The sequence below is a fragment of the Azorhizobium oxalatiphilum genome (assembly GCF_014635325.1).
Taxonomy (GTDB): Bacteria; Pseudomonadota; Alphaproteobacteria; order Rhizobiales; family Xanthobacteraceae; genus Azorhizobium; species Azorhizobium oxalatiphilum.
In genome coordinates this window covers 147635-167915 of record NZ_BMCT01000003.1, presented here as the reverse complement: position 1 = coordinate 167915, position 20281 = coordinate 147635, and the positions used below count along the sequence as shown (strand labels likewise).

22 protein-coding genes are annotated in these 20281 nt (G+C 66.3%); 13 read left to right on the top strand and 9 right to left on the bottom strand.

Features of this window, described 5'->3' with window-relative positions; genetic code table 11:
• The 6 genes from IEW24_RS12810 (at position 1) to IEW24_RS12785 (ending at position 5034) form a co-directional block, all read left to right on the top strand.
• On the top strand, positions 1–378 hold the full coding sequence (locus tag IEW24_RS12810; protein WP_188579131.1) for a response regulator: 378 nt from the start codon (positions 1–3) through the stop codon (positions 376–378).
• Positions 379–605: 227 nt separating this feature from the next.
• Positions 606–1538 carry a sugar phosphate isomerase/epimerase family protein gene (locus IEW24_RS12805; RefSeq protein WP_188579130.1) on the top strand — a complete coding sequence of 311 codons (933 nt, stop codon included), beginning with the start codon at positions 606–608 and terminating at the stop codon, positions 1536–1538.
• Between the two features lie 230 nt (positions 1539–1768).
• A complete protein-coding gene (locus IEW24_RS12800) occupies positions 1769–3418 on the top strand; it encodes an FMN-binding glutamate synthase family protein (RefSeq protein ID WP_188579128.1) in 1650 nt (549 codons plus the stop codon).
• Between the two features lie 213 nt (positions 3419–3631).
• On the top strand, positions 3632–4060 hold the full coding sequence (locus IEW24_RS12795) for an Hsp20 family protein (RefSeq protein WP_188579124.1): 429 nt from the start codon (positions 3632–3634) through the stop codon (positions 4058–4060).
• A gap of 40 nt (positions 4061–4100) precedes the next feature.
• The gene (locus tag IEW24_RS12790; protein WP_188579122.1) at positions 4101–4367 is read left to right on the top strand and encodes a BQ00720 family protein; all 267 of its coding nucleotides are present in this window, start codon (positions 4101–4103) and stop codon (positions 4365–4367) included.
• Between the two features lie 256 nt (positions 4368–4623).
• Positions 4624–5034: a cupin domain-containing protein gene (locus tag IEW24_RS12785; protein WP_188579121.1), complete on the top strand. Its 411-nt coding sequence runs from the start codon at positions 4624–4626 to the stop codon at positions 5032–5034.
• A 54-nt stretch (positions 5035–5088) separates the two neighbouring features.
• Here IEW24_RS12785 and ptsN read toward each other — a convergent pair whose 3' ends face one another.
• Together ptsN and hpf are read right to left on the bottom strand one after the other, a co-directional pair.
• On the bottom strand, positions 5089–5553 hold the full coding sequence (gene ptsN / locus IEW24_RS12780) for a PTS IIA-like nitrogen regulatory protein PtsN (protein ID WP_188579119.1): 465 nt from the start codon (positions 5551–5553) through the stop codon (positions 5089–5091).
• A 75-nt stretch (positions 5554–5628) separates the two neighbouring features.
• On the bottom strand, positions 5629–6228 hold the full coding sequence (hpf, locus tag IEW24_RS12775; protein WP_188579117.1) for a ribosome hibernation-promoting factor, HPF/YfiA family: 600 nt from the start codon (positions 6226–6228) through the stop codon (positions 5629–5631).
• Positions 6229–6642: 414 nt separating this feature from the next.
• On the opposite strand from hpf, the gene IEW24_RS12770 reads away from it, so the two are divergent.
• Positions 6643–6978 carry a TM2 domain-containing protein gene (locus tag IEW24_RS12770; protein WP_244644357.1) on the top strand — a complete coding sequence of 112 codons (336 nt, stop codon included), beginning with the start codon at positions 6643–6645 and terminating at the stop codon, positions 6976–6978.
• Positions 6979–7065: 87 nt separating this feature from the next.
• On the opposite strand, the gene typA is transcribed toward IEW24_RS12770, so the two are convergent.
• Positions 7066–8886 carry a translational GTPase TypA gene (gene typA / locus IEW24_RS12765; RefSeq protein WP_188579115.1) on the bottom strand — a complete coding sequence of 607 codons (1821 nt, stop codon included), beginning with the start codon at positions 8884–8886 and terminating at the stop codon, positions 7066–7068.
• 183 nt (positions 8887–9069) lie between these two features.
• Complete coding sequence (locus IEW24_RS12760; RefSeq protein WP_188579113.1) at positions 9070–9309, bottom strand: hypothetical protein; 240 nt, start codon at positions 9307–9309, stop codon at positions 9070–9072.
• Between the two features lie 219 nt (positions 9310–9528).
• On the opposite strand from IEW24_RS12760, the gene IEW24_RS12755 reads away from it, so the two are divergent.
• Positions 9529–10014 carry a potassium channel family protein gene (locus IEW24_RS12755; RefSeq protein ID WP_188579111.1) on the top strand — a complete coding sequence of 162 codons (486 nt, stop codon included), beginning with the start codon at positions 9529–9531 and terminating at the stop codon, positions 10012–10014.
• Here IEW24_RS12755 and IEW24_RS12750 read toward each other — a convergent pair.
• Positions 9997–10821, bottom strand: a complete 825-nt coding sequence (locus tag IEW24_RS12750) for a DUF72 domain-containing protein (protein WP_188579109.1) — start codon at positions 10819–10821, stop codon at positions 9997–9999. The genes IEW24_RS12755 and IEW24_RS12750 overlap by 18 nt on opposite strands.
• Before the next feature lie 163 nt (positions 10822–10984).
• Between IEW24_RS12750 and IEW24_RS12745 the strand changes: the two genes are divergently transcribed.
• Positions 10985–11314, top strand: a complete 330-nt coding sequence (locus IEW24_RS12745; RefSeq protein WP_188579107.1) for an SMR family transporter — start codon at positions 10985–10987, stop codon at positions 11312–11314.
• A gap of 71 nt (positions 11315–11385) precedes the next feature.
• Here IEW24_RS12745 and IEW24_RS12740 read toward each other — a convergent pair whose 3' ends face one another.
• The 3 genes from IEW24_RS12740 to IEW24_RS12730 form a co-directional block, all read right to left on the bottom strand.
• Positions 11386–11982 (bottom strand): GNAT family N-acetyltransferase, encoded by a 597-nt coding sequence (locus IEW24_RS12740; RefSeq protein ID WP_188579106.1) that lies wholly within the window; start codon positions 11980–11982, stop codon positions 11386–11388.
• Positions 11983–12218: 236 nt separating this feature from the next.
• On the bottom strand, positions 12219–13463 hold the full coding sequence (locus tag IEW24_RS12735; RefSeq protein ID WP_188579104.1) for a glycerate kinase type-2 family protein: 1245 nt from the start codon (positions 13461–13463) through the stop codon (positions 12219–12221).
• A gap of 75 nt (positions 13464–13538) precedes the next feature.
• Positions 13539–14468 carry a LysR family transcriptional regulator gene (locus IEW24_RS12730; RefSeq protein ID WP_188579102.1) on the bottom strand — a complete coding sequence of 310 codons (930 nt, stop codon included), beginning with the start codon at positions 14466–14468 and terminating at the stop codon, positions 13539–13541.
• A gap of 165 nt (positions 14469–14633) precedes the next feature.
• Here IEW24_RS12730 and IEW24_RS12725 point away from each other — a divergent pair, with 165 nt between their 5' ends.
• The 3 genes from IEW24_RS12725 to IEW24_RS12715 are packed head-to-tail and all read left to right on the top strand — an operon-like array spanning position 14634 to position 17371.
• Positions 14634–16004, top strand: a complete 1371-nt coding sequence (locus IEW24_RS12725; protein WP_188579100.1) for an acyclic terpene utilization AtuA family protein — start codon at positions 14634–14636, stop codon at positions 16002–16004.
• On the top strand, positions 16001–16360 hold the full coding sequence (locus tag IEW24_RS12720) for an AtuA-related protein (protein ID WP_188579098.1): 360 nt from the start codon (positions 16001–16003) through the stop codon (positions 16358–16360). Before IEW24_RS12725 ends, IEW24_RS12720 begins: the two co-directional genes overlap by 4 nt.
• Positions 16361–16399: 39 nt before the next feature.
• A complete protein-coding gene (locus IEW24_RS12715) occupies positions 16400–17371 on the top strand; it encodes a Bug family tripartite tricarboxylate transporter substrate binding protein (protein WP_188579095.1) in 972 nt (323 codons plus the stop codon).
• Positions 17372–17464: 93 nt separating this feature from the next.
• Here IEW24_RS12715 and IEW24_RS12710 read toward each other — a convergent pair whose 3' ends face one another.
• Positions 17465–18856, bottom strand: coding sequence for an NAD-dependent succinate-semialdehyde dehydrogenase (locus IEW24_RS12710; RefSeq protein ID WP_188579093.1), 1392 nt, complete (start codon positions 18854–18856; stop codon positions 17465–17467).
• 334 nt (positions 18857–19190) lie between these two features.
• Here IEW24_RS12710 and IEW24_RS12705 point away from each other — a divergent pair, with 334 nt between their 5' ends.
• Complete coding sequence (locus IEW24_RS12705; protein WP_188579091.1) at positions 19191–20213, top strand: zinc-dependent alcohol dehydrogenase; 1023 nt, start codon at positions 19191–19193, stop codon at positions 20211–20213.
• Positions 20214–20281: the final 68 nt, after the last annotated feature.

Sequence of the window (20281 nt, the reverse complement as noted above, 5' to 3'; positions counted from 1 at the left end):
GTGCCCCTGCGCGTGCTCTATGTGGACGACGAGCCGGACATCCGCGAGATCGTCTCCCTGTCGCTCTCCCTCGATCCCGACATCGAAGCCGAAACCGCCCCCTCGGGCGCTGCCGCGCTGGAACGGGCGAAGACGGGCAATCTCGATCTCATTCTGCTCGATGTGATGATGCCGGAGATGGACGGGCCCACCACGCTCGGCCATCTGCGGGCGGAGCCGGGCACGGCGTCCATCCCCGTGGCCTTCGTCACCGCGCGCACGCAGCATCACGAAGTCGAGCACTTCCGTGGCCTCGGCGCCGTGGGCGTGGTGGCGAAACCCTTTGATCCCATGACTTTGGCCCAGACGGTGCGGAACCTTCACGCAACGGCAGGCTGATTCACTTTTGTGCAGCGCAAAATATTGGGGCAGGTCATTTCTGCCGCACCGTGCTAGAGGGTGCGTGCCGTCAGGCCCTGAATTCCCCAGCCATATGGCTTCCCCGGCGACGGAGCAGGCACGACAGACGCTGTCATGCTCCCGTCTCCAGAACAGTGCGAGACCCCTTCCACCGCCCGGCCAAGCTGCCGGTTCGGGGACCGGGCTCCAGCGTGAAGGAACATCAGATGGACGCGCTCACAAACCCGCCCGCCGTGCTCGGCGTCGGTTACTCCATCCGCGCCACCTCGCCCGATTTCGATGATCTCGGCGCCAAGCTCGACGAGGCCGAGCGCCTCGGCGTCGATTTCGTCGAACTGCCCACCTTCGCCTGGACGCTGGTGGTCGCCGGCCGCATCCTTCCCGAGCGCCTGAAGAAGCTGGTGGAAGTCACCCGCGACCGGCCCTTCGGCTATACGGTGCATGGCCCGCTGGCCATCAACCTCATGGAAGTGCCCGGCAAGCTGCCCCGCCATGAGGCTCTGCTCGCCGCCTCCATCGAGGTCGCCGGTGCGCTGGGCGCCGAGAATTACGTGATGCATGCCGGCGTAGTGCGTGAGCAGGAAGACGACATCGAGGTCGCCTATTCTCGTCAGCGCGAAGCCCTGCTGCGGGCCGGCGATCTTGCCGCCAAGCACAAGCTCACGGTCTGCGTGGAGAACGTGTTCCGCTTCGAGAAGATGCGCGAGACGCCCCTGCCCTCGCGCCTTGCCGCCGAGCTGGACGCCATCGACCACGACCACATCCGGGCCACCATGGACGTGAGCCACGCCTACCAGCACTGCTCGCCGCTGCGCATTCCGCTGCTGCCGGAGCTGGTGGCGCTGGCCCCGTTCGCCAAGCATGTGCATGTGCATGACAGCTTCGGCCTGCCTCTGGAGAGCTGGTCCATCGACGAAGGCGAGCGCGTCGGCCTCGGCGAGGGCGACCTGCATCTGCCGCTCGGCTGGGGCGATCTGCCCTGGAGCGAGATCGCCGCCGCCTGCACGCTGGCGCCGCGCGCCGTGGTCAATCTGGAGCTGCACCGCCGCTACTGGAGCGAGCTGCCGGGCCAGATCGAGGTGCTGCGTCGCCTCGGCGCCGACTTCGCCGCGCCTGCCGCGACCGCCGTCGCGGCCTGATCCTACGCCCCGTTTGAATATGAGCCGGCCGGGCACTGCCCGGCCGGCTTTCTTTTTGCCGGCACCACCGCACCGCCCCGAAATGCTTGTGCGGATGCAAGCCCCCGCCTAGCTTCTGTAGCCAAGAACGTCTCTAAACGTCACGGCCACGCTCAAGGCAGCGCATGGTCGCGTGCCGATGGGGCGCGGAAACGAAGGCCTCCACCGGCCGCGATGAGGGGGAAGCAACAATGTCCGGACTTCAACCCGGCACGAAGCTCTGGCTCGGCCGCTACAGCACCTTCTTCGTGATCGTCGCGCTGGCGCTGCTGGGGCTGCTGCTCTCCTTCACCGCGCATGCCGCATGGCTCTGGCTGTTCTGCGCCGCCATGCCCTTTGTCGCCATCGGCGTCTTCGACATGGTGCAGCCGCATCACTCCCTGCTGCGCAACTATCCCGTCATCGGCACCATGCGCTGGCTGTTCGAGGATCTGCGCCCCTATCTGCGCCAGTATATCGTGGAGGGCGACGAGGAAGGCCGGCCCTATGCCCGCGCCGACCGCAGCCTGATCTATGCCCGCGCCAAGAAGGAAGAAGACCGGCAGGCCTTCGGCACGGAGCTGGACACCTATTCCAGCGAATATGAATGGATGACCCATTCGCTGGCGCCCACGCCCGTGGCCAAGGAGCCGTTCCGGGTCACGGTGGGCGGCTCGGAATGCGCCAAGCCCTATTCGGCCGCCGTGCTCAACGTCTCAGCCATGAGCTTCGGTTCGCTGGGCCGCAACGCCATCGAGGCGCTTAATCTCGGTGCCAAGACCGGCGGCTTCTATCACGACACCGGCGAGGGCGGCCTTTCGCCCTATCACCGCATCCATGGCGGCGACATCGTGTGGGAGCTGGGCTCGGGCTATTTCGGCTGCCGCAACCGCGACGGCTCCTTCTCGCCGGAACGCTTCGCCGAGAAGGCGGCGGACGATCAGGTGAAGATGATCGAGATCAAGCTCTCGCAAGGCGCCAAGCCCGGCCATGGCGGCGTGCTGCCGGCCGCCAAGGTCACGCCCGAGATCGCCGAGATCCGCGGCATCGCGCTGGGCGAGGACTGCATCTCGCCCTCCCGCCATCCCGCCTTCGACACGCCGGCGCAGATGATGGAATTCGTCGCCCAGTTGCGTGAGCTCTCCGGCGGCAAGCCGGTGGGCATCAAGCTGTGCGTCGGCCATCCGTCCGAAACCTTCGCCATCATCAAGGGCATGCTGAAGACCGGCATCCGGCCCGACTTCGTGGTGGTGGACGGCTCGGAAGGCGGCACGGGCGCTGCCCCGCGTGAACTGGCCGACCATGTGGGCATGCCGCTGCGCGAGGGCCTCGTGCTCATGCGCAACGCGCTTGTGGGGGCGGGCCTGCGCCAGCAGGTGAAGCTTGCCGCCTCGGGCAAGGTCACGTCCGGCTTCTCCATGGCGGCGAACATGGCCATCGGCGCCGACTGGTGCAACGCGGCCCGCGCCTTCATGTTCTCGCTCGGCTGCGTGCAGTCCATGCGCTGCCACACCGGCCATTGCCCCACCGGCGTCACCACCAATGACGCGCGCCTCCAGCGCGGCCTCGTGGTGTCGGACAAGGCCCAGCGGGTGGCGCACTTCCAGCACCACACCGTGGAAGCGCTGGCCGAGCTGATCGCGGCTGCCGGCCTCGAACATCCGTCCGAGTTGCTGCCGCACCATCTGTGGCACCGCGTCAGCCCCATCGAGGTGCGCCCGCTGGATCGGCTCTACACCTTCCTCCCCGCCATGGCGCTGGTGGAAGGGGCGGACGAGACGCCCTATGCCGCCGAGTGGCACGCGGCCGACGCGGACAGCTTCGCACCCCGCCGGGACGTGGGGCCACGCCGGGCGGCGTGACCTCACCCTGCGCCGGCAGTGGTGCGGACAGCGGGAACTAAACCGTACATTGCAAGGAAACCTTCACGCAACGCTCGCCTGAGAGGCTTGCGGCATGGATGGTCTGTACCCATATGCCGAAGCGTCGGAGCGCCTTCACAGGGCTTCGATCGGCGGGGTCCAGACCGGGCAGCGCCGTGTACCCGCAAAGTCGCTTGATGAGGACTTTGGCACATGTCGCGACTCTCTTCGCTGTCGAGCCCGTTCCTGTTGGGTTTCGACGAGGTCGAGCGAACGCTCGATCGGGTGACTAAGGGCTCGGATGGATATCCTCCCTACAATGTGGAGAGGATTGAAGCCGAACCGGGCGCCCCGCTTCGCCTGCGCATCACGCTGGCGGTGGCAGGGTTCAGCCAGGAGCAGCTCGAGATCTCCCTCGAAGAGAAGGAACTGACCATCCGTGGCCGTCAGGCAGAGGATGGAGAGAACCGCATCTTCCTGCATCGGGGGATCGCGGCCCGTCAGTTCCAGCGCACCTTCGTTCTGGCCGAGGGCATGAATGTTCTCGGCGCCGAATTGCGCAACGGCCTCCTGTCCATCGACCTCGTGCGACCTGAACCAGTCAGGCTCGCGAAACGTATTGATATCGTTTCGCGTTCTTGAGGGTGAAGGAAGCAAGCTGCGGGAAGAGAGGGTTGCCATTATGAACACGCACAAGATCGAAGACACCACCGTCGACATCAGCCCCGAGGCCCTGGCCGGGCTCGGCGGCGGCGAGCTGGCCTATGTCCGCACCATCCGTTCCGAGGATGTGCAGCGCCTGTTTCCGCAGGCTCCCGACATCGCGCCGGGCCTGACGCTCTTCACCCTGCACGCCGCTGATGGCACGCCCATCATGCTCACCGACAGCCGTGAAGCAGCCCTCGCCAATGCCTCGCAGCACGAGCTGACGACGGTCAGCGTCCACTGACGCCCGGCGCGCCCCTGCGCGCCTGATACGTCCCCCGAGCCCGCCGGCTCGGGGCCGAGCGGGTGATCCGCCCCCGTCTGCGGACCTGAATTGCGCGTTTGACGCAGATGTGATGGTCGCCGGACAGCAGCGGCCGGCATCTGCCCACAGCAACAGCAAGCGCGCTTATCCCCTCACATTTTTGTTGCGCCGGCCTCCGGCATCGCTTGTCCTCGGGCGTGGCGTGAAACGCGCCTGACGCGACCGAGGATTCTTCATGCCGCCCGCCGCCCCTCTCACCGACGCCCCCATCCTCGATCCCAAGACGGGCAAGGCTCATCTGGAATTCTTCCCCATCGACGAGGCGGAAGGCTGGGTGGAGGTGGAGCCCGGCATCAGCGTGAAGGTGCTCGCCGGCAGCGTGGACGAGTCAAACCGCACCGGGCACCTGAACCGGCTGGTGCGCTGGGCGCCCCATGCCCGCATCGACGCGGTGAAGGTGCACGATTTCTATGAAGAGGTGCTGGTGGTGCGCGGCAGCCTGATCGTGGCCTCGCAGACACCGCCTCATGCGGAAGAGACCTTCCCTGCCCCCAGCTTCGCCTGCCGGCCGCCGGGCGCCAAGCACGGCCCGTTCCGCGCCGGCCCGGAAGGCTGCCTGCTGTTCGAGACGCAGTTCTTCCTCTGACCGGCAGGTCAGCGAATCAACGCACGTTGATCAACAGGGAGACAGGCGCCGCCATCAGGCGGCGTCGGATGCGCTCGTGGCGGTGAGCAGGGCGTGCATGGCCTCGGCATCGCGGGTGCCGCGCAGCTTGTCGGCGGTCGCCGGGTCGCGCAGCATGCGGGCGACGCGGGCGAGCGACTTCAGATGGTCCGCGCCGGCCGCCTCGGGGGCCAGCAGCAGGAAGACAAGGTCCACCGGCTCACCATCCAGCGCTTCGAAATCGATGGGCTTCTCAAGGCGCGCGAAAGCACCGAACAGCCGGTCGAGCTGGGGCAGCTTGCCGTGCGGGATGGCAATGCCATTGCCGACGCCCGTGGAGCCCAGACGCTCGCGTTGCAGCAGGGTCTCGAAGATTTCCCGCGCATCCCGCTCAAGCAGGGTGGCAGCGTGCTGGGCAAGCTCCTGGAGCGCCTGCTTCTTGCTGCTTGCCCTCAGCGAGGGGAAAACCGCGTCGCGGGCCAAGAGATCGGCAAGGGGCATCCATTAAATCCCTGCGGGGCCGTCAAAAGTGGGCTTGGGACGGCGGCGGACGCTAGTCCCAAGCCCGTGTGTCGGTCAATGGCTATCGTCGGCGGAAAATGCCGAAGGATCGATCCAGCCCACATGTCCGTCCGCGCGGCGATAGACAACGCTCACGCGGCCATGACCGGCATGCCGGAAGACCACAACCGGAGCTCCGGTGAGTTCCAGTTCCACCACAGCATCGCGCACCGAAAGCGTATGCAGGCGCGTTACCTGCTCCGCCACCACGGTGGGGCTCCAGCCGTCGAAATCGTCGTCCTCGGTTTCCTCAACAGGCGCCGAGTCGAGCACGTAGCTTTGAGCCGCATAGCTTTCCACACCACCATTGCTGGTGGAGGTGTGCCGATCCTTGAGGCGCTGCTTGTAGCGCCGCAGGCGCTTCTCGATCTTGTCCATCGCGGCATCGGCACAGGAATTCGGATCCTGCGCATTGCCCTGAGCCTGGAGATTGGCGCCGGAATCGAGATGGAGAAGCAGTTCGGAGCGGTATCCCGAGCCTTCGCGGCACACGGTGGCATGGCCAGACCATCCACCGTCGAAATACTTGCCGACAACCTCGGACACACGATCCGAAAGACGCTGTCTCAGCGCTTCTCCGACATCGAGGTTCTTACCCGAAACACGAAGAGCCATGCGATTTGATCCCTCTTGGGCGGGGGGACGAGAAACCCTGAAAACGGGACCCGGCACCCGCGCCTGTTCTTGCAAACCGGCCGGCCTATCAGTGGTAGGAGCGCTTCGGGGAACTGTCAACGGACGGATCAACCGCCTGCTGGCTTCCGGAAAGCGCCGTCTCAACTGAGACCGGACGGCGGCGAAGCTCAGTCTCGCTCCACGTTCCTCCCGTTACATTGCCTTGGCTCAAGATCGCCGACCGATGTCGGCGTCCCCAGCCCAAGACCTTGAGGCAGCATATGTTTCCGTCCCTCGCCTTCACGTTCCCGTGGGGTAAGGGTCCATCCACATGCTGTAGGGTCAGCTTGCCACAAATCCAGTGGAACGCCACAAGATACCGTCGTGCCGCACGTTCCGGTCAGGAAAAAACCGATGTCCGCCCCAACGCATCCCTTGGCCCTCGACACCGCCGAGCAGATCCTCATCGAGACGCGCCTGACGAATGAGGGGCCAAGCCTCGTGCTGGCCTATCTGTTCTGGTTCTTCCTCGGCATCGTCTCCGCGCACCGCTTCTATCTCGGCCGGCCGGTGACGGCGGTGATCCAGATCCTCACCTATTTCATCGGCATCGGCCTGATCTGGCTGGTGGTGGATGCCTTCCTCATTCCCGGCCTCGCCCGCGCCAAGCGGGACAGAATGCGCGAAGAGATGTCCGCCCGGCGCCTGGCCGAGCTCGGAGCCGTGCCACCGGCGCTGCCGGCACGCTGAGCCACGCCAGCCGGCGCACGCAGAGCCAAAAGAAAAGCCCCGGCCAGAGGCCGGGGCTTCGTATCACGTCTCTCGCGAAGGAAAGGCTCAGGCGACTTCGACCTTGCCCTTCATGCGCTTGCGCTCGTTCGGGTCCAGATAGCGCTTGCGCAGGCGGATGGACTTGGGCGTCACCTCCACCAGCTCGTCGTCCTGGATCCAGGCCAGCGAACGCTCCAGCGTCATGCGGATCGGCGGCGTCAGGCGCACCGCCTCGTCCTTCGACGTGGTGCGGATGTTGGTGAGCTTCTTGCCCTTCAGCACGTTCACTTCCAGGTCGTTATCCCGGTTGTGGATGCCGATGAGCATGCCCTGATAGACCTTCCAGCCCGGCTCGATGATCATCGGGCCGCGATCTTCCAGGTTCCACAGCGCGTAGGCCACGGCCTCGCCCTGCTCGTTGGCGATCAGCACGCCGTTGATGCGGCCCGCGATCTCGCCCTTGAACGGCTGGTAGGAGTGGAACAGGCGGTTCATGATCGCCGTGCCACGGGTGTCGGTCAGCAGCTCCGACTGGTAGCCGATGAGGCCACGGGTCGGGGCGTGGAACAGCAGGCGCTGGCGGTTGCCGCCGGAGGGCCGCATCTCGATCATCTCGGCGCGGCGCTCGGACATCTTCTGCACCACGGTGCCGGAATATTCCTCGTCCACGTCGATGACGACTTCCTCGATCGGCTCCAGCGTCTCGCCATTCTCGTCCTGCGAGAACACGACGCGGGGACGCGACACGGCGAGCTCGAAGCCCTCGCGGCGCATGGTCTCGATCAGGATGGCCAGCTGCAGTTCGCCGCGGCCGGAGACGAAGAACGAATCCTTGTCCTGCGACTCCTCGATCTTCAGCGTGACGTTGCCCTCGGCCTCCTTGAACAGGCGGTCGCGGATCATGCGGCTCGTCACCTTGTCGCCTTCGGTGCCCGCCAGCGGGCTGTCGTTGACGATGAAGGACATGGTGACGGTCGGCGGATCGATCGGCTGCGCCTGGATCGGCGTATCCACGGAGGGATCGCAGAAGGTGTCGGCCACCGAGCCCTTCACGAGGCCGGCGATGGAGACGATGTCACCGGCTTCACCGATATCGATAGGCGCGCGCTCGATGCCGCGGAAGGCGAGGATCTTGGAGACGCGGCCGGTCTCGACCAGCTTGCCCTCACGGTCGATGACCTTGATGGACTGGTTCGGCTTCACCGTGCCGGACGCGATGCGGCCGGTGATGATGCGGCCGAGGAAGGGGTTGGCTTCCAGCAGCGTGCCCAGCATGCTGAACGCGCCCTCTTCGGTCTTCGCCGGCGGCACGTGCTTGACCACGAGGTCGAACAGCGGGGCGAGGCCCTGATCCTTCGGGCCTTCCGGGGTCAGCGCCATCCAGCCATCGCGGCCGGAGCCGTAGAGGATCGGGAAGTCGAGCTGCTCGTCATTGGCGTCGAGCGCCGCGAACAGGTCGAACACCTCGTTGATGACTTCCTGCGGGCGGCCGTCGGGACGGTCCACCTTGTTGATGGCGACGATGGGCTTGAGGCCGATCTTCAGCGCCTTGCCGACCACGAACTTGGTCTGCGGCATGGGGCCTTCCGCCGCGTCGACGAGCACGATAGCGCCGTCCACCATGGAGAGGATGCGCTCCACCTCGCCGCCGAAGTCGGCATGGCCGGGGGTGTCGACGATGTTGATCCGGATGTCGTTCCACACCACCGACGTCGCCTTGGCGAGAATGGTGATGCCACGTTCCTTTTCGAGATCGTTGGAATCCATCACGCGCTCGGCCACGCGCTGGTTGTCACGGAACGAGCCGGACTGCTGGAGGAGCTTGTCCACCAGCGTGGTCTTTCCGTGGTCGACGTGGGCGATAATCGCGATGTTGCGAAGCTGCATGGGGTCCCTAAACACCAAAACGCGGGCCCGAATAGCTCGAACCCGCTTGCCACAATTTTGCGGCGCAAAATACACGACGGCGCGCGAAGATCAACGCCGCGGGGTTAATTCAGGCCACGGCGTGCCGGACAGGGGCAGTGCCCCGCCGGCACGCCTGCGGCGCTGACGCGAACCCGCTGCGGGTCAGGTCCGGCGCAGCGACCAGCGACGGTAAATCTGCTCAGGCTTGAGAACCTCGCCGCTTTCCGTTCGCAGCCAGGCGAGTTCCCGATTGGCCGGTGACTGCGTCATGGCGAACGCGACCGCGTCCTCCACGCTGTCGAAGCCATAGGGTTCGGGCCAGGCATCGGGTGAATCCACCGTATGGGAGCTTGACCAGTACTGTAGCTTGACCGGCTTGGTGCTGGATGTTTCCGGCGTCATGGCAATCTCCATGCTCTCGAATAAACATCACGGCGTCAGCCTCGCGGTTCACGCCCGCAAGTGCCGCACGCCAATCAGACAAAACCACAGGGCTGGCCGCCGGTTCCCGCCGCGCCGGAATTTTTTGCCGTAGCCCAGTGCCGATACCTACCCGGCGCCTTGTCAGGACCGTGTTTGGCCGCCATGAGCAGGAAGACGAGCGGTGAAACGGGGCGCGCGATGCCGGCCGAACTCCTGTACGGGATTGCCATCAGCCTCATCACCGTGGCCCTGCACGCCTTGGCCAGTGTGTTCCTGGTGAAGACCATGCTGGCGCTCGGCAGCCGTTTCCGCATCCGCCACCCGGTCCGCGCGCTGCTGCTGGGCATGATGTTCACCGGCGCCGTCCTCACCTTCGCCCATCTGCTGGAGGTGGGCATCTGGGCGCTGGCCTATGTCTGCGTCGATGGCGTGACCAACGATCACGACGCCTACTACCTCGCTTTCGTGAACTTCACGACGCTCGGCTATGGCGACCTCCTGCCCGCCCCGCACTGGCGCGTGCTCGGCCCGGTGACGGCGGCCAACGGCATGCTGCTGTTCGGCTGGTCCACGGCGCTCATCTTCGCGGTGCTGACGCGCCTGTCGGAGCTGCTGGGCGTGCACCGCGCCGGCCATCATCCGCCCCTGAACGTCGTCCCGCGCCGTTCAGACGAGCGTGAGTAACGCCTGCGCGGCCGCCGGCGCCCGCACCTTGGCGCCGTTGATCATGTAGACGAAGACATCGCGCTTCTTCTTGCCCTTCGCGCCCTTGTCTTTCGCCTCCTTGTCTTTCGCGCCCTTGGCCGCCTCGCCATAGGACGGCAGGTCGTCCGGCACGCCGCCGCCTTCCCAGACCTTCGCCCGCGCATGCCAGGTCTTCAGGGCCGCATCGCTATAGCCGTTCGGCTCCTCCTCCTTGGCACGCTGGAGGCGGGCATAGACGAAATCGGCGGTCACATCGGCAATGGCCGGGTAGTCGTCGTCATCGGCGAAGATCACCGCCACCTTGTGCTTGCGGGCGAGCGCAATGAAATCCGCCGTGCAGAAGGAGGCATGGCGCACCTCCACCGCATGGCGCAAGGCGACGCCGCCGGTCGTTTCCGGCAACAGAGCAAGGAAGGCGCCGAAATCCTCAGGGTCGAACTGTTTGGTGGGCGGGAATTGCCAGTTGATGGGGCCGAGCTTGTCGCCCAGCTCGGCAAGCCCGCTGTCCACGAAACGCGCGATGCTCTCGCCCGCCTCGGCCAGCACCCGGCGATTGGTGGCATAGCGCGGTGCTTTCAGGGAGAAGACGAAATCGTCCGGCACCTGCGCGGCCCAGCTGGCGAAGGTCTTCGGGGTCTGGCTGCGGTAGAAGGTGCCGTTGACCTCGATGGACGTGACCTGCCGGCTGGCGTGCTCCAGCTCGCGGGCATGGGGCAGGCCCTTGGGAAAGAAGGTGCCCCGCCAGGGCTCGAAGGTCCAGCCGCCGATGCCGACACGTATGGTCATGGATCACCTCCCGATAAGCGCCGCCACAGGATAGGGCCGGATCGGGCGCGCTTGAAGCCGGTCCCGGCGGCTTTGCCCGTCCGTCACAGGACGCGCCACCCGCTTTCGCCCCGACAGGGCGCGCGAGATTGACCGGAGCTGACGTTGCCCGCTACGAGCAGGCATGCCCTACGTTCTGCTGGCCATTGCCATTGTCGCCGAGGTGATCGCCACCTCCATGCTGAAATCAGCCGAGGGCTTCACCCGATTGGTGCCGAGCGTCATCGTGGTGGCGGGTTACGGAATCGCCTTTGCCCTGCTGTCGCTGACGCTGAAGACGATTCCCGTGGGGATCGCGTATGCCACGTGGTCGGGGGCGGGCATCGTGCTGGTGGCCGGCATCGCCTGGGCGTTTTACGGCCAGAAGCTGGATCTGGCCGGCGTCGTGGGCATGGGCCTGATCATCGCCGGCGTGCTGATCGTCAATCTGCTGTCGAAGACCGCCGTGCACTAGGGCCGGATCGGATCCGTATGATCCGTGAATCCGCCTCTCACGGGCATTGACGCGGCGGTGTCCCGCATCCCTCAAGCGGCGGCGGGCAGCATCAGGTTCAGCATGCGCTGGCCGGCGCTCCACTGGGCCTGGAACATCGCCCCCACCACGCCCTGCGCCTCTTCTGTCGCCTCGCGGGCCATGGATACCAGCGTGGGGTACGGCGCCTTGAGCTGGGCGATCACCTCGTCACTCTCCACCGTGAGGTCGGCGTCGAACTTGCGGGCGATCTGCTGCATGCGCCGGTTCCGGGCGAGGCAGTTCATGTGCAGGGTGCGGATGCCGCGATTGCGGGCGGTGAGCACGGTGCGGCCCATGAGAACGGTGCCGAGGCCGAGATTCTGGTAGGCTTGCTCGACGCTGAAGGCCGCTTCGCCCTCGGTCGCCAGCACTTCCGAGAAGGGATAGAGCTCGGCCGCCGCGCGCAGCACGCCTTCCACGAAGCAGCCGTGCACCACGGCGCCGGAGCGGAACACGCGCTCGGAATAATGGGTGATGAAGTCGTCGCTGACGGCCGAGCCGAAGCGGCTGCGGCGCGTCTCCTGATCGAGACGCAGAAGATGGTCGCGGAAGACCTGAACCTCACCCGGCCAAAGCTTGCGGATGATGCCCGGAGCGTGCTCGCTCATGCTGGTACTCCCACTCTTCGCCACACCGCCCCCCGATTGCATTGCATCCTTAATTGGATGCAACGCAATAAAGGTCAAGCATGCTGTCGTGTCGGAGAGAAGGCGAGCAGTGCCAACATCTTGCCATGTACATGGCAAGCGATTGAGAGCGTGGGACTTTTGCGCGCGTCATGCGAATGACGCGCATCTGCTGCGCCGCACAATCATGCGCAGCGCGGCAGAGCGAGGCCGATGCCTCAGCGGATGAGGATGGCGCGGAAGTCGTTGACGTTGGTGAGCGTCGGCCCCGTCACCACCAGTCGGTCCAGCGCCGAGAAGAAGCTGTAGCCGTCATTGTTGGCCAGATGGTCGTCTGCCGAGATACCCTTGGCCTTGGCATCCGTCAGCACGGCCTCGTCGAACCAGGCGCCCGCATTGTCCTCGGTGCCGTCCACCCCGTCCGTATCGCAGGCGATGGCGCTGATGCCCTTTTCGCCCTTCAGTGCCACGGCCAGCGCCAGCAGGAACTCCACATTGCGCCCACCGCGCCCCTTGCCGCGCACAGTCACCGTGGTCTCTCCGCCCGACAGCAGCACGCAAGGCGCGCCCGCCGGCAGGCCATGGGTGGCCGCGGAGCGCGCGATGCCGGCGAACACGGTAGCCGCCTCGCGTGCCTCGCCCTCGATGGCATCGCCGAGAATGAGCGTGGCGAGACCGAATTCCTTCGCCTTCGCCTCGGCCGCCTGCAGCGCCATGAGCGGGGTGGCGATCATGTGCACCTCCTGCCCCGGCAGCGGATCGCCCGAGACGACGTTGGTGCGGATCACCTGCTCCAGTTGCGGCGTCACCTCGATGCCATAGGCCCGCATCAGGCGAAGCACCTCGTCGGGGTCCGACGCCTCGGGGATGGTGGGGCCGGAGCCGATGGCGCCGGGATCATCGCCCGGAACGTCGGAAATGAGATACGTCACCGCCCGCGCCGGGGCGATGGCGGCGGCGAGCCGCCCGCCCTTGATGGCGGACATGGACTTGCGCACCTTGTTCATGATGCCAATGGGCGCGCCGGACTTGAGCAACTGCTGGTTCAGCGCCTGTTTGTCGGCAAGCGTCAGCCCCTCGGCCGGCTGGGTCAGCAGCGCGGAAGCGCCGCCGGACATGAGGCAGACGACGAGATCATCCGGCCCCGCCGAGCGGGCGAGTTCCAGAATGCGCCGGGCGGCATCGAAGCCGGCCTGATCCGGCACCGGATGGGAGGCCTCGACGATCTCCACATACTGCGTCTCGCAGCCATGGCCGTAGCGGGTCACGATCAGCCCCTCGCAAGGACGGCCCCATTCCTTTTCGAAGGCGCGCGCCATGCGGGCGGAGGCCTTGCCGGCGCCGATGACGATGGTGCGCCCCTTGGGCGGCTCGGGCAGGCGGCCCTCGAACTTGCCTTCCGGCACGGCGGCGTTCAGCGCGACATCGAACAGGGCGAGCAGGATCTCACGATCAGACGGCATGGCGTTTCCTCGAAGCTCCTCAAAGTGGGAACACAGCACCCCTTGCGGGCGCATCCGGCTCTAAGGGCTCGGTTCTTAGCCTTGCTGAGTAGCCGCCCTGCCCCCGCCGATCAATGGCCTATAGCTCGCAAAGGCCGCCCGAAGCCCCCGCGCCAGCGCCTCCGCCACCGGCGACAAGGGCCGCTCCGCCCGTGTGATGAGACCGAAGGCGCGGGCCACCGCCGGCTTGTCCAGCAGGCGCGTCACCACGCCGGTGCGCGGGATCATGGCGAAGGTGAGTTCCGGCAGGGCTGTCACGCCGAGCCCCGCCGCCACCAGCGCGTAAGCAGAGGGGATCTGCTCCACCTCGAAACGAGGCACCACCGCCACATCGGCGGCAGCGAGCCCGCTTTCCACCAGCTTGCGCACCGAGGTGGTGCGGGCGAGCGCCACGAAATCATGCCCGGTGAGTACAGCCCAGGGCAGCGGCCCGCGACCAGCCAGCGGATGGCCTGCGCGCATGAGCAGATGCACCCGGTCGGAGCCCAGGGGCTCATAGGCCAGAAGCTCGCTCGCCGGGCGCATGGTAACGGCGAGATCGGCGATGCCATCCTCCACCATGGCCACTGCCCGCTCGTGCAGAACGTCGCAGACGGTGAGCTCCACATCGGGAAAATCCTGCCGCAAGGCATCCGCCGCCTTCGGCAGCAAAGCGGCGGCGATGGAGGGCAGCAGGGCCACCGTGACGCGCGGACGCCGGCCGCCGCGTGCGGCGATGTCCTGCAGGCCGGCGCGCACATCCCGCGCCACCTCCTCCGCCAGCCCCACCAGCGCCCGCCCCTCGCGGGTAAGGCTGAGCTTGCGGGTTGTGCGATCAAACAGGCGCAGCCCCAGCTCGCTTTCCATGCGCCTTATGCTCTCCGACAAAGCCGGCTGCGAGATGCCGAGCTGCGCCGCCGCCTGCGTGAAACTCATGGCCCGTGCAGCGCAGGCGAAGACTTCCAGTTGGCGGACGGTGATATTCATCGCTCAAGCCTATGAGTTCATATTTTCACATTATTTGACGTAATGAATTGACGCCTGCAACCTCCCCTTCAACCCGCGCAGACGGGAAGGATCAAAGTTTTAGAGACGGATTCACGCTTCCAGATGAATTCCATCTGAAGCGATCCGGCTCCGGGAGGAAACAAGATGGCGGACCTTGTTCGCATCGGTTCGGGCGCGGGCTTTGCTGGCGACCGCACGGACGCCGCCGTGCCCGTGGTGGCGGCGCTGGCGCGCATGGAGGGGCCGCGCTTCCTCATGTTCGAAACGCTGGCGGAGCGCACGCTTGCTTTGTGCCAGTTGGCCCGGAAGTCCGATCCCTCCAAGGGCTACAGCCCGGCATTGGAGAAACTGCTGGCGCCTGTGCTCGCCGACTGCCTGGCCTCCGGCATCCGCATCATCGGCAATTTCGGCGCCGCCAATCCGCAGGCGGCAGCGGAGCGCATCGCGCAGATGGCCCGCGACCTCGGCCATGCGCCGCGCATCGGCATCGTCACCGGCTCGGAGATCGACGACCGCCTCTCGGTCAGCGAGCTTGCCGCCCGCGAGACCGGCGGAACGCTATTGAAGGGCCGCAGCGCCATCACGTCCGCCGACGTCTATCTCGGTGCCGCGCCCATCGCAGAAGCGCTGGCGCTGGGCGCCGATATCGTGGTGACGGGGCGCGTGGCCGATCCGGCGCTTGCCCTCGGCCCGCTGCTGCATGTGTTCGGCTGGGCCGAGGACGACTGGGACCGGCTCGCCGCCGGCACGCTGGCCGGCCATCTGCTGGAATGTGGCAGTCAGGTCTCCGGCGGCTATTTCGCCGATCCCGGCGTGAAGGACGTGCCCGGCCTCGACGACGTGGGCTTTCCCATTCTGGAGATCGGCCGCGACGGCGGCATCCTCGTCACTAAGCCGGAAGGCACGGGCGGGCGCATCGACCGCTTCACCGTGATTGAGCAGATGCTCTATGAGATCCACGACCCGGCCGCCTATCTCACCCCCGACGTGGTGCTGGACATCACCGACACTCGCGTGGAGGAGGTCGGCTCCGACCGCGTGCGGGTGAGCGGCGCGCGCGGAAAGCCGCGCCCGGATACCCTGAAGGCCACCGTCTGCTTCGAGGCCGGCCAACTGGCAGAAGCGGAAATCTCCTATGCCGGCCCCAATGCCAGCGCCCGCGCCCGCCTCGCGGCAGAGGTGGTGCGCACCCGCCTCGCCCGCCGCGCGCCCGGGCTCAAGCTGCGTGTGGATGCCATCGGCCTCACCTCCGTCTTCAACGATACCGGCGGCGCGACCCTCGCCCCCCTCTTTGAGACCGAGCGGGAGGATGTGCGCCTGCGCTTCTCCGCCCAATCCACTGACAAGGCCGAGCTGGAGATGCTGCTGGATGAAGTGGAGGGCCTCTATTGTGCCGGCCCCGCAGGCGGCGCCGGCGTGCGCAAGCACATGACGCCCCGGCTCTCCAGCGCCTCCTGCCTTATTGAGCGGGGGATGACATCTCCCAAGGCCACGCTGCTGGGAGCACAGCCATGAACGCCCCCCTGCTGCTGCATCGCCTCGCCCACGCCCGTGCCGGCGACAAGGGCAACCGCCTCAACCTCGCGCTCGTCTGCCGCGTGCCGGAAGCCTATGCGCCGCTCGCCGCGCAGGTGACGCCGGAGGCGGTGGCGGCGCTATTTTCCGCGCGCCATCCTTCCAAGGTTGTGCGCTACGACCTGCCGAACCTCGGCGCCTTCAATTTCGTGCTGGACGATGTGCTGGAAGGCGGGGTGAACGCCTCGCTCGGCCTCGACGGACACGGCAAGAGCCTCTCCTTCCGCCTGCTGGAACTGGAGCTGGAACCCACCGAAGACGTGCTGCGGGCCCTGCGCGTTATCGAAGACCGATAAGGCCCCCAAACAAGACCAAACCCTCAAGAGGAAACGCCAATGTCCTTCACCCTGACGCGCCGGGCTGCCCTTGCCGGCCTTGCCTTGTGTCTCACCGCCGCGCCGGCAATGGCTGACACCTACCCCTCAAAGAACATCCGCTTCGTGGTGCCCTTCGCCGCCGGCAGCGCCACCGATACGCTGGCGCGCGTGCTGGGGCAGAGCGTCTCCGCCCAGCTCGGCCAGACCGTGGTGGTGGAGAACGTGCCCGGCGCCAACGGCCAGATCGCCGCCACGCAGGTCGCCCGCGCGGCGCCGGACGGCTACACGGTGCTCATCACCTCCAACTCCACCCACGCCTCCAATCAGGCGCTGGTGAAGAAGCTCTCCTACGATCACGTCAAGGATTTCGCGCCCATCACCCGGCTCGGTGGCATCACGCTGGCGCTGGTGGTGAACCCCTCCGTGCCTGCCAACACCACGCAGGAGCTGATCGCCTACGCCAAGGCCAATCCCGGCAAGCTCTCCTTCGGCGCCGGCTCCACCTCCTCCCGTCTTGCGGTGGAGATGCTGAAGTCGTCCACCGGCGTGGACATCCTCTACGTGCCCTACAAGTCCAACCCGCAGGCGGTCACGGACCTGCTCGGCGGGCAGGTGCAGCTGATGTTCGCCGACATCTCCACCACGCTGCCCTCGGCCCGCGCCGGCAAGCTGAAGGCGCTGGGCGTGTCGAGCGCCGAGCGCTCGCCTCTGGCGAAGGACCTGCCCACCATGCGTGAGGCAGGCATCAAGGATTATGAGCTGACCGCCTGGTTCGCCGCCTTCGCCCCCGCCAAGACGCCGAAGGATGTCATCGACAAGCTCAACGCCGCCATGGTGAAGGCCATGGGCGACAAGAGCGTGCAGGACACGCTGGTGGGCGCCGGCATCGAACCGTCCTCCTCCACGCCCGCCGAGCTGGCGAGCTTCGTGGATTCGGAGACGAAGAAGTGGGCAGAGATCACCAAGGCCGCAGGCATCGAGCCGGAATGACCGCCGTCGGAGAAAAAATGATCATCCGATCATGATTAGGCGACATCCCCCGCGCGAAGGGGAGAGCACGCGGGGGATGTCGCAGCCACAGGCTCAGAACGGGGCGTCGATATCGACCACGTCGATGAGCTTGTGGTTGACGAACTCCTTGATGCCCAGGCCCAGCAGCTCGCGCCCGTAGCCCGAGCGGCGGATGCCGCCGAAGGGCAGGTCCGCCTTCACCATGGTGGGGTGGTTCACGAACACCATGCCGGTGGAGATGCGCTTGGCCACCTCGGCCCCGTGCTTCACATCGGAGGTGAAGACCGAGCCGCCGAGACCGAAGGGCGAGTCGTTGGCGATGCGCACCGCATCGTCCTCGTCTTTGGCGCGGAACAGCATGGACACCGGCCCGAAGAACTCCCAGTAGCGGGCGGGGTTGTCGTCACCGAGATCGGTGAGGATGGTCGGCTGCACGAAGGCGCCCTGATTGGGCACAGCCGGCCCGACTTCCGTGGCCGTGGCGCCATGGCCCACCGCCTCGCGGATCTTCTCCTTCACCTCGTCCGCAGCGCCCTGCGAGGAGAGTGGGGCGAGCGTGGTTTCGGGATCGAGCGGATCGCCCGCGCGCAGCGCAGCGACACCCGCCTTATACTTCTCCAGGAAGGCATCGTAGAGCTGATCCACGATGATCATGCGCTTGGACGAGACGCAGACCTGACCGCCGTTCCAGTGGCGGCCGAACACCGCCCATTTGACGGTCTTCTCCAGATCCGCATCCGCCAGCACCACGAAGGCGTCGGCACCACCCAGTTCCATGGTGGATTTCTTCAGTGCCTTGCCCGCCTGTGCGGCAATGGTGGCGCCCGCGCCTTCGGAGCCGGTCAACGCCACACCATGCACGCGGGGGTCATTGAGGATCATCTCGATCTGGGAGCGGGTGGCATACAGGTTCTGGAAGGCGCCGGCCGGAAGGCCGGCTTCCAGCATCAGGGCCTCGAACAGTGCCGCGCTCTGCGGCACGTTGGAGGCGTGCTTCAGCAGCATGGTGTTTCCCGCAGAGAGCTGCGGGGCGATGATGCGGGCGATCTGGTAATAGGGGAAGTTCCAGGGCTCGATCGCGAGCAGCACGCCGAGCGGCTCGCACACCAGCACCGCCTCGCCCTCCGCAGGATCCGCCACCGGCAGTTTCTCGGGCGCCAGCAGGGCTTCCGCCTTCTGCGCATAATATTCGAAGATGCGGGCCGACAGCTCCACCTCGGCCTTCGCCTCGCCCAGCAGCTTGCCCATCTCCAGCGTCAGCAGGCGGGCGCAGGACTCTTCATTCCTGCGCAGAAGATCAGCAGCTTTCTGCATCACCTGCGCGCGCTGCGCGAACGAGGTCTCGCGCCAGCCGAGGAATGCCACATGCGCCTTTTCGATGGCCGAGGCCACGTCCGCGTCGGTGGCATCCGGGAAGGTTTTCACCACTTCGCCGGTATAGGGATTGGTCGTCGCATAGGCCATGGTCGTCTTCCCTTGATGAGCACCGGCGTTTCACCGCGCCGCGCGACCGAACGCGCCCTATTTCCATGCGCGGCAATCCCCGGAGCCGTGGGGCGGATAGCTTCCGCAACGTCATGAAACATGACGTTGTTCTAATGGCTTGGAAGGATCGACGGCGGCGGTTCAGCTGACGTTGATCAAGGTCAAGACCACGTCCGCTCCACCTCACAATGGCGTGTTACGCCCCCTGCCCATCGCCCCGAACGCGCGGCAATACAGCGTGCCGTCCCTTGATGCGGATCAAGGTGACTGCGCGCTCATTGCAGTGTGCTCGACGGAACAAGGAGTTCGCAGCATGACCAAGATGATGAAGGCAGCTGTCGCCCATGCATTCGGCAAGCCGCTGGTGATCGAGCAGGTGCCGGTGCCCGAGCCCGGCCCGGAACAGATCCTCGTCCGCATCGCTGCCACCGGCGTCTGCCATACCGACCTTCACGCCGTGAACGGCGACTGGCCGGTGAAGCCCAATCCGCCCTTCATTCCCGGCCACGAGGGCGTCGGCACGGTGGTCGGCGTCGGCCGCTCCGTGAAGCGGGTGAAGGAAGGCGACCGCGTCGGCATTCCGTGGCTGCACACCGCCTGCGGCTATTGCCCCCATTGCCGCACCGGCTGGGAGACGCTGTGCGCCGACCAGCAGAATACCGGCTATTCGGTCAACGGCAGTTTCGCCGAATATGCGCTCGCCGATCCCAATTACGTCGGCCGCCTCCCGGACAATCTGGATTGGGGCCCGGCCGCGCCCGTGCTGTGCGCCGGCGTCACCGTCTACAAGGGCCTGAAGGAAACCGAGGTGAAGCCCGGCGAATGGGTCGCCATCTCCGGCATCGGCGGCCTCGGCCACATGGCGGTCCAGTACGCCAAGGCCATGGGCATGCATGTGGCCGCCATCGACGTGCATAAGGACAAGCTGGCGCTCGCCACCGCGCTCGGCGCGGAAATCGTCATCAATGCCCGTGAGACCGATCCCGGCGCCGCGTTGCAGAAGGCCATCGGCGGCGTGCATGGCGTGCTCGTCACCGCCGTCTCGCCCAAGGCGTTCGAGCAGGCATTCGCCATGCTGCGCTCGCACGGCACCATGGCGCTGTGCGGCCTGCCTCCGGGCATGTTCGCCATGCCCATCTTCGATACGGTGCTGAAGCGCATCACCGTGCGCGGCTCCATCGTGGGCACGCGGCAGGATCTGGAAGAGGCGCTTGAGTTCGCCGGCAACGGTCAGGTGGCCGCCCATTATTCGTGGGATACGCTGGACAACATCAACGACATCTTCGCGCGCATGGAAAAGGGCGGCATCGACGGCCGCATCGTCCTGCGCATGTGAACCATCGGCGCCGGTCATCCGAAGCGGAGGCAAGGCCCCGCCTCGGGAAATCGGTGTCCCGGTCCCGG

Coding starts and splice junctions, on each gene's coding strand:
- IEW24_RS12805 (WP_188579130.1), top strand. CDS start 606: ATGGACGCGCTCACAAACCCGCCCGCCGTGCTCGGCGTCGGTTACTCC.
- IEW24_RS12800 (WP_188579128.1), top strand. CDS start 1,769: ATGTCCGGACTTCAACCCGGCACGAAGCTCTGGCTCGGCCGCTACAGC.
- IEW24_RS12795 (WP_188579124.1), top strand. CDS start 3,632: ATGTCGCGACTCTCTTCGCTGTCGAGCCCGTTCCTGTTGGGTTTCGAC.
- IEW24_RS12790 (WP_188579122.1), top strand. CDS start 4,101: ATGAACACGCACAAGATCGAAGACACCACCGTCGACATCAGCCCCGAG.
- IEW24_RS12785 (WP_188579121.1), top strand. CDS start 4,624: ATGCCGCCCGCCGCCCCTCTCACCGACGCCCCCATCCTCGATCCCAAG.
- ptsN (WP_188579119.1), bottom strand. CDS start 5,553: ATGCCCCTTGCCGATCTCTTGGCCCGCGACGCGGTTTTCCCCTCGCTG.
- hpf (WP_188579117.1), bottom strand. CDS start 6,228: ATGGCTCTTCGTGTTTCGGGTAAGAACCTCGATGTCGGAGAAGCGCTG.
- IEW24_RS12770 (WP_244644357.1), top strand. CDS start 6,643: ATGTCCGCCCCAACGCATCCCTTGGCCCTCGACACCGCCGAGCAGATC.
- typA (WP_188579115.1), bottom strand. CDS start 8,886: ATGCAGCTTCGCAACATCGCGATTATCGCCCACGTCGACCACGGAAAG.
- IEW24_RS12760 (WP_188579113.1), bottom strand. CDS start 9,309: ATGACGCCGGAAACATCCAGCACCAAGCCGGTCAAGCTACAGTACTGG.
- IEW24_RS12755 (WP_188579111.1), top strand. CDS start 9,529: ATGCCGGCCGAACTCCTGTACGGGATTGCCATCAGCCTCATCACCGTG.
- IEW24_RS12750 (WP_188579109.1), bottom strand. CDS start 10,821: ATGACCATACGTGTCGGCATCGGCGGCTGGACCTTCGAGCCCTGGCGG.
- IEW24_RS12745 (WP_188579107.1), top strand. CDS start 10,985: ATGCCCTACGTTCTGCTGGCCATTGCCATTGTCGCCGAGGTGATCGCC.
- IEW24_RS12740 (WP_188579106.1), bottom strand. CDS start 11,982: ATGAGCGAGCACGCTCCGGGCATCATCCGCAAGCTTTGGCCGGGTGAG.
- IEW24_RS12735 (WP_188579104.1), bottom strand. CDS start 13,463: ATGCCGTCTGATCGTGAGATCCTGCTCGCCCTGTTCGATGTCGCGCTG.
- IEW24_RS12730 (WP_188579102.1), bottom strand. CDS start 14,468: ATGAATATCACCGTCCGCCAACTGGAAGTCTTCGCCTGCGCTGCACGG.
- IEW24_RS12725 (WP_188579100.1), top strand. CDS start 14,634: ATGGCGGACCTTGTTCGCATCGGTTCGGGCGCGGGCTTTGCTGGCGAC.
- IEW24_RS12720 (WP_188579098.1), top strand. CDS start 16,001: ATGAACGCCCCCCTGCTGCTGCATCGCCTCGCCCACGCCCGTGCCGGC.
- IEW24_RS12715 (WP_188579095.1), top strand. CDS start 16,400: ATGTCCTTCACCCTGACGCGCCGGGCTGCCCTTGCCGGCCTTGCCTTG.
- IEW24_RS12710 (WP_188579093.1), bottom strand. CDS start 18,856: ATGGCCTATGCGACGACCAATCCCTATACCGGCGAAGTGGTGAAAACC.
- IEW24_RS12705 (WP_188579091.1), top strand. CDS start 19,191: ATGACCAAGATGATGAAGGCAGCTGTCGCCCATGCATTCGGCAAGCCG.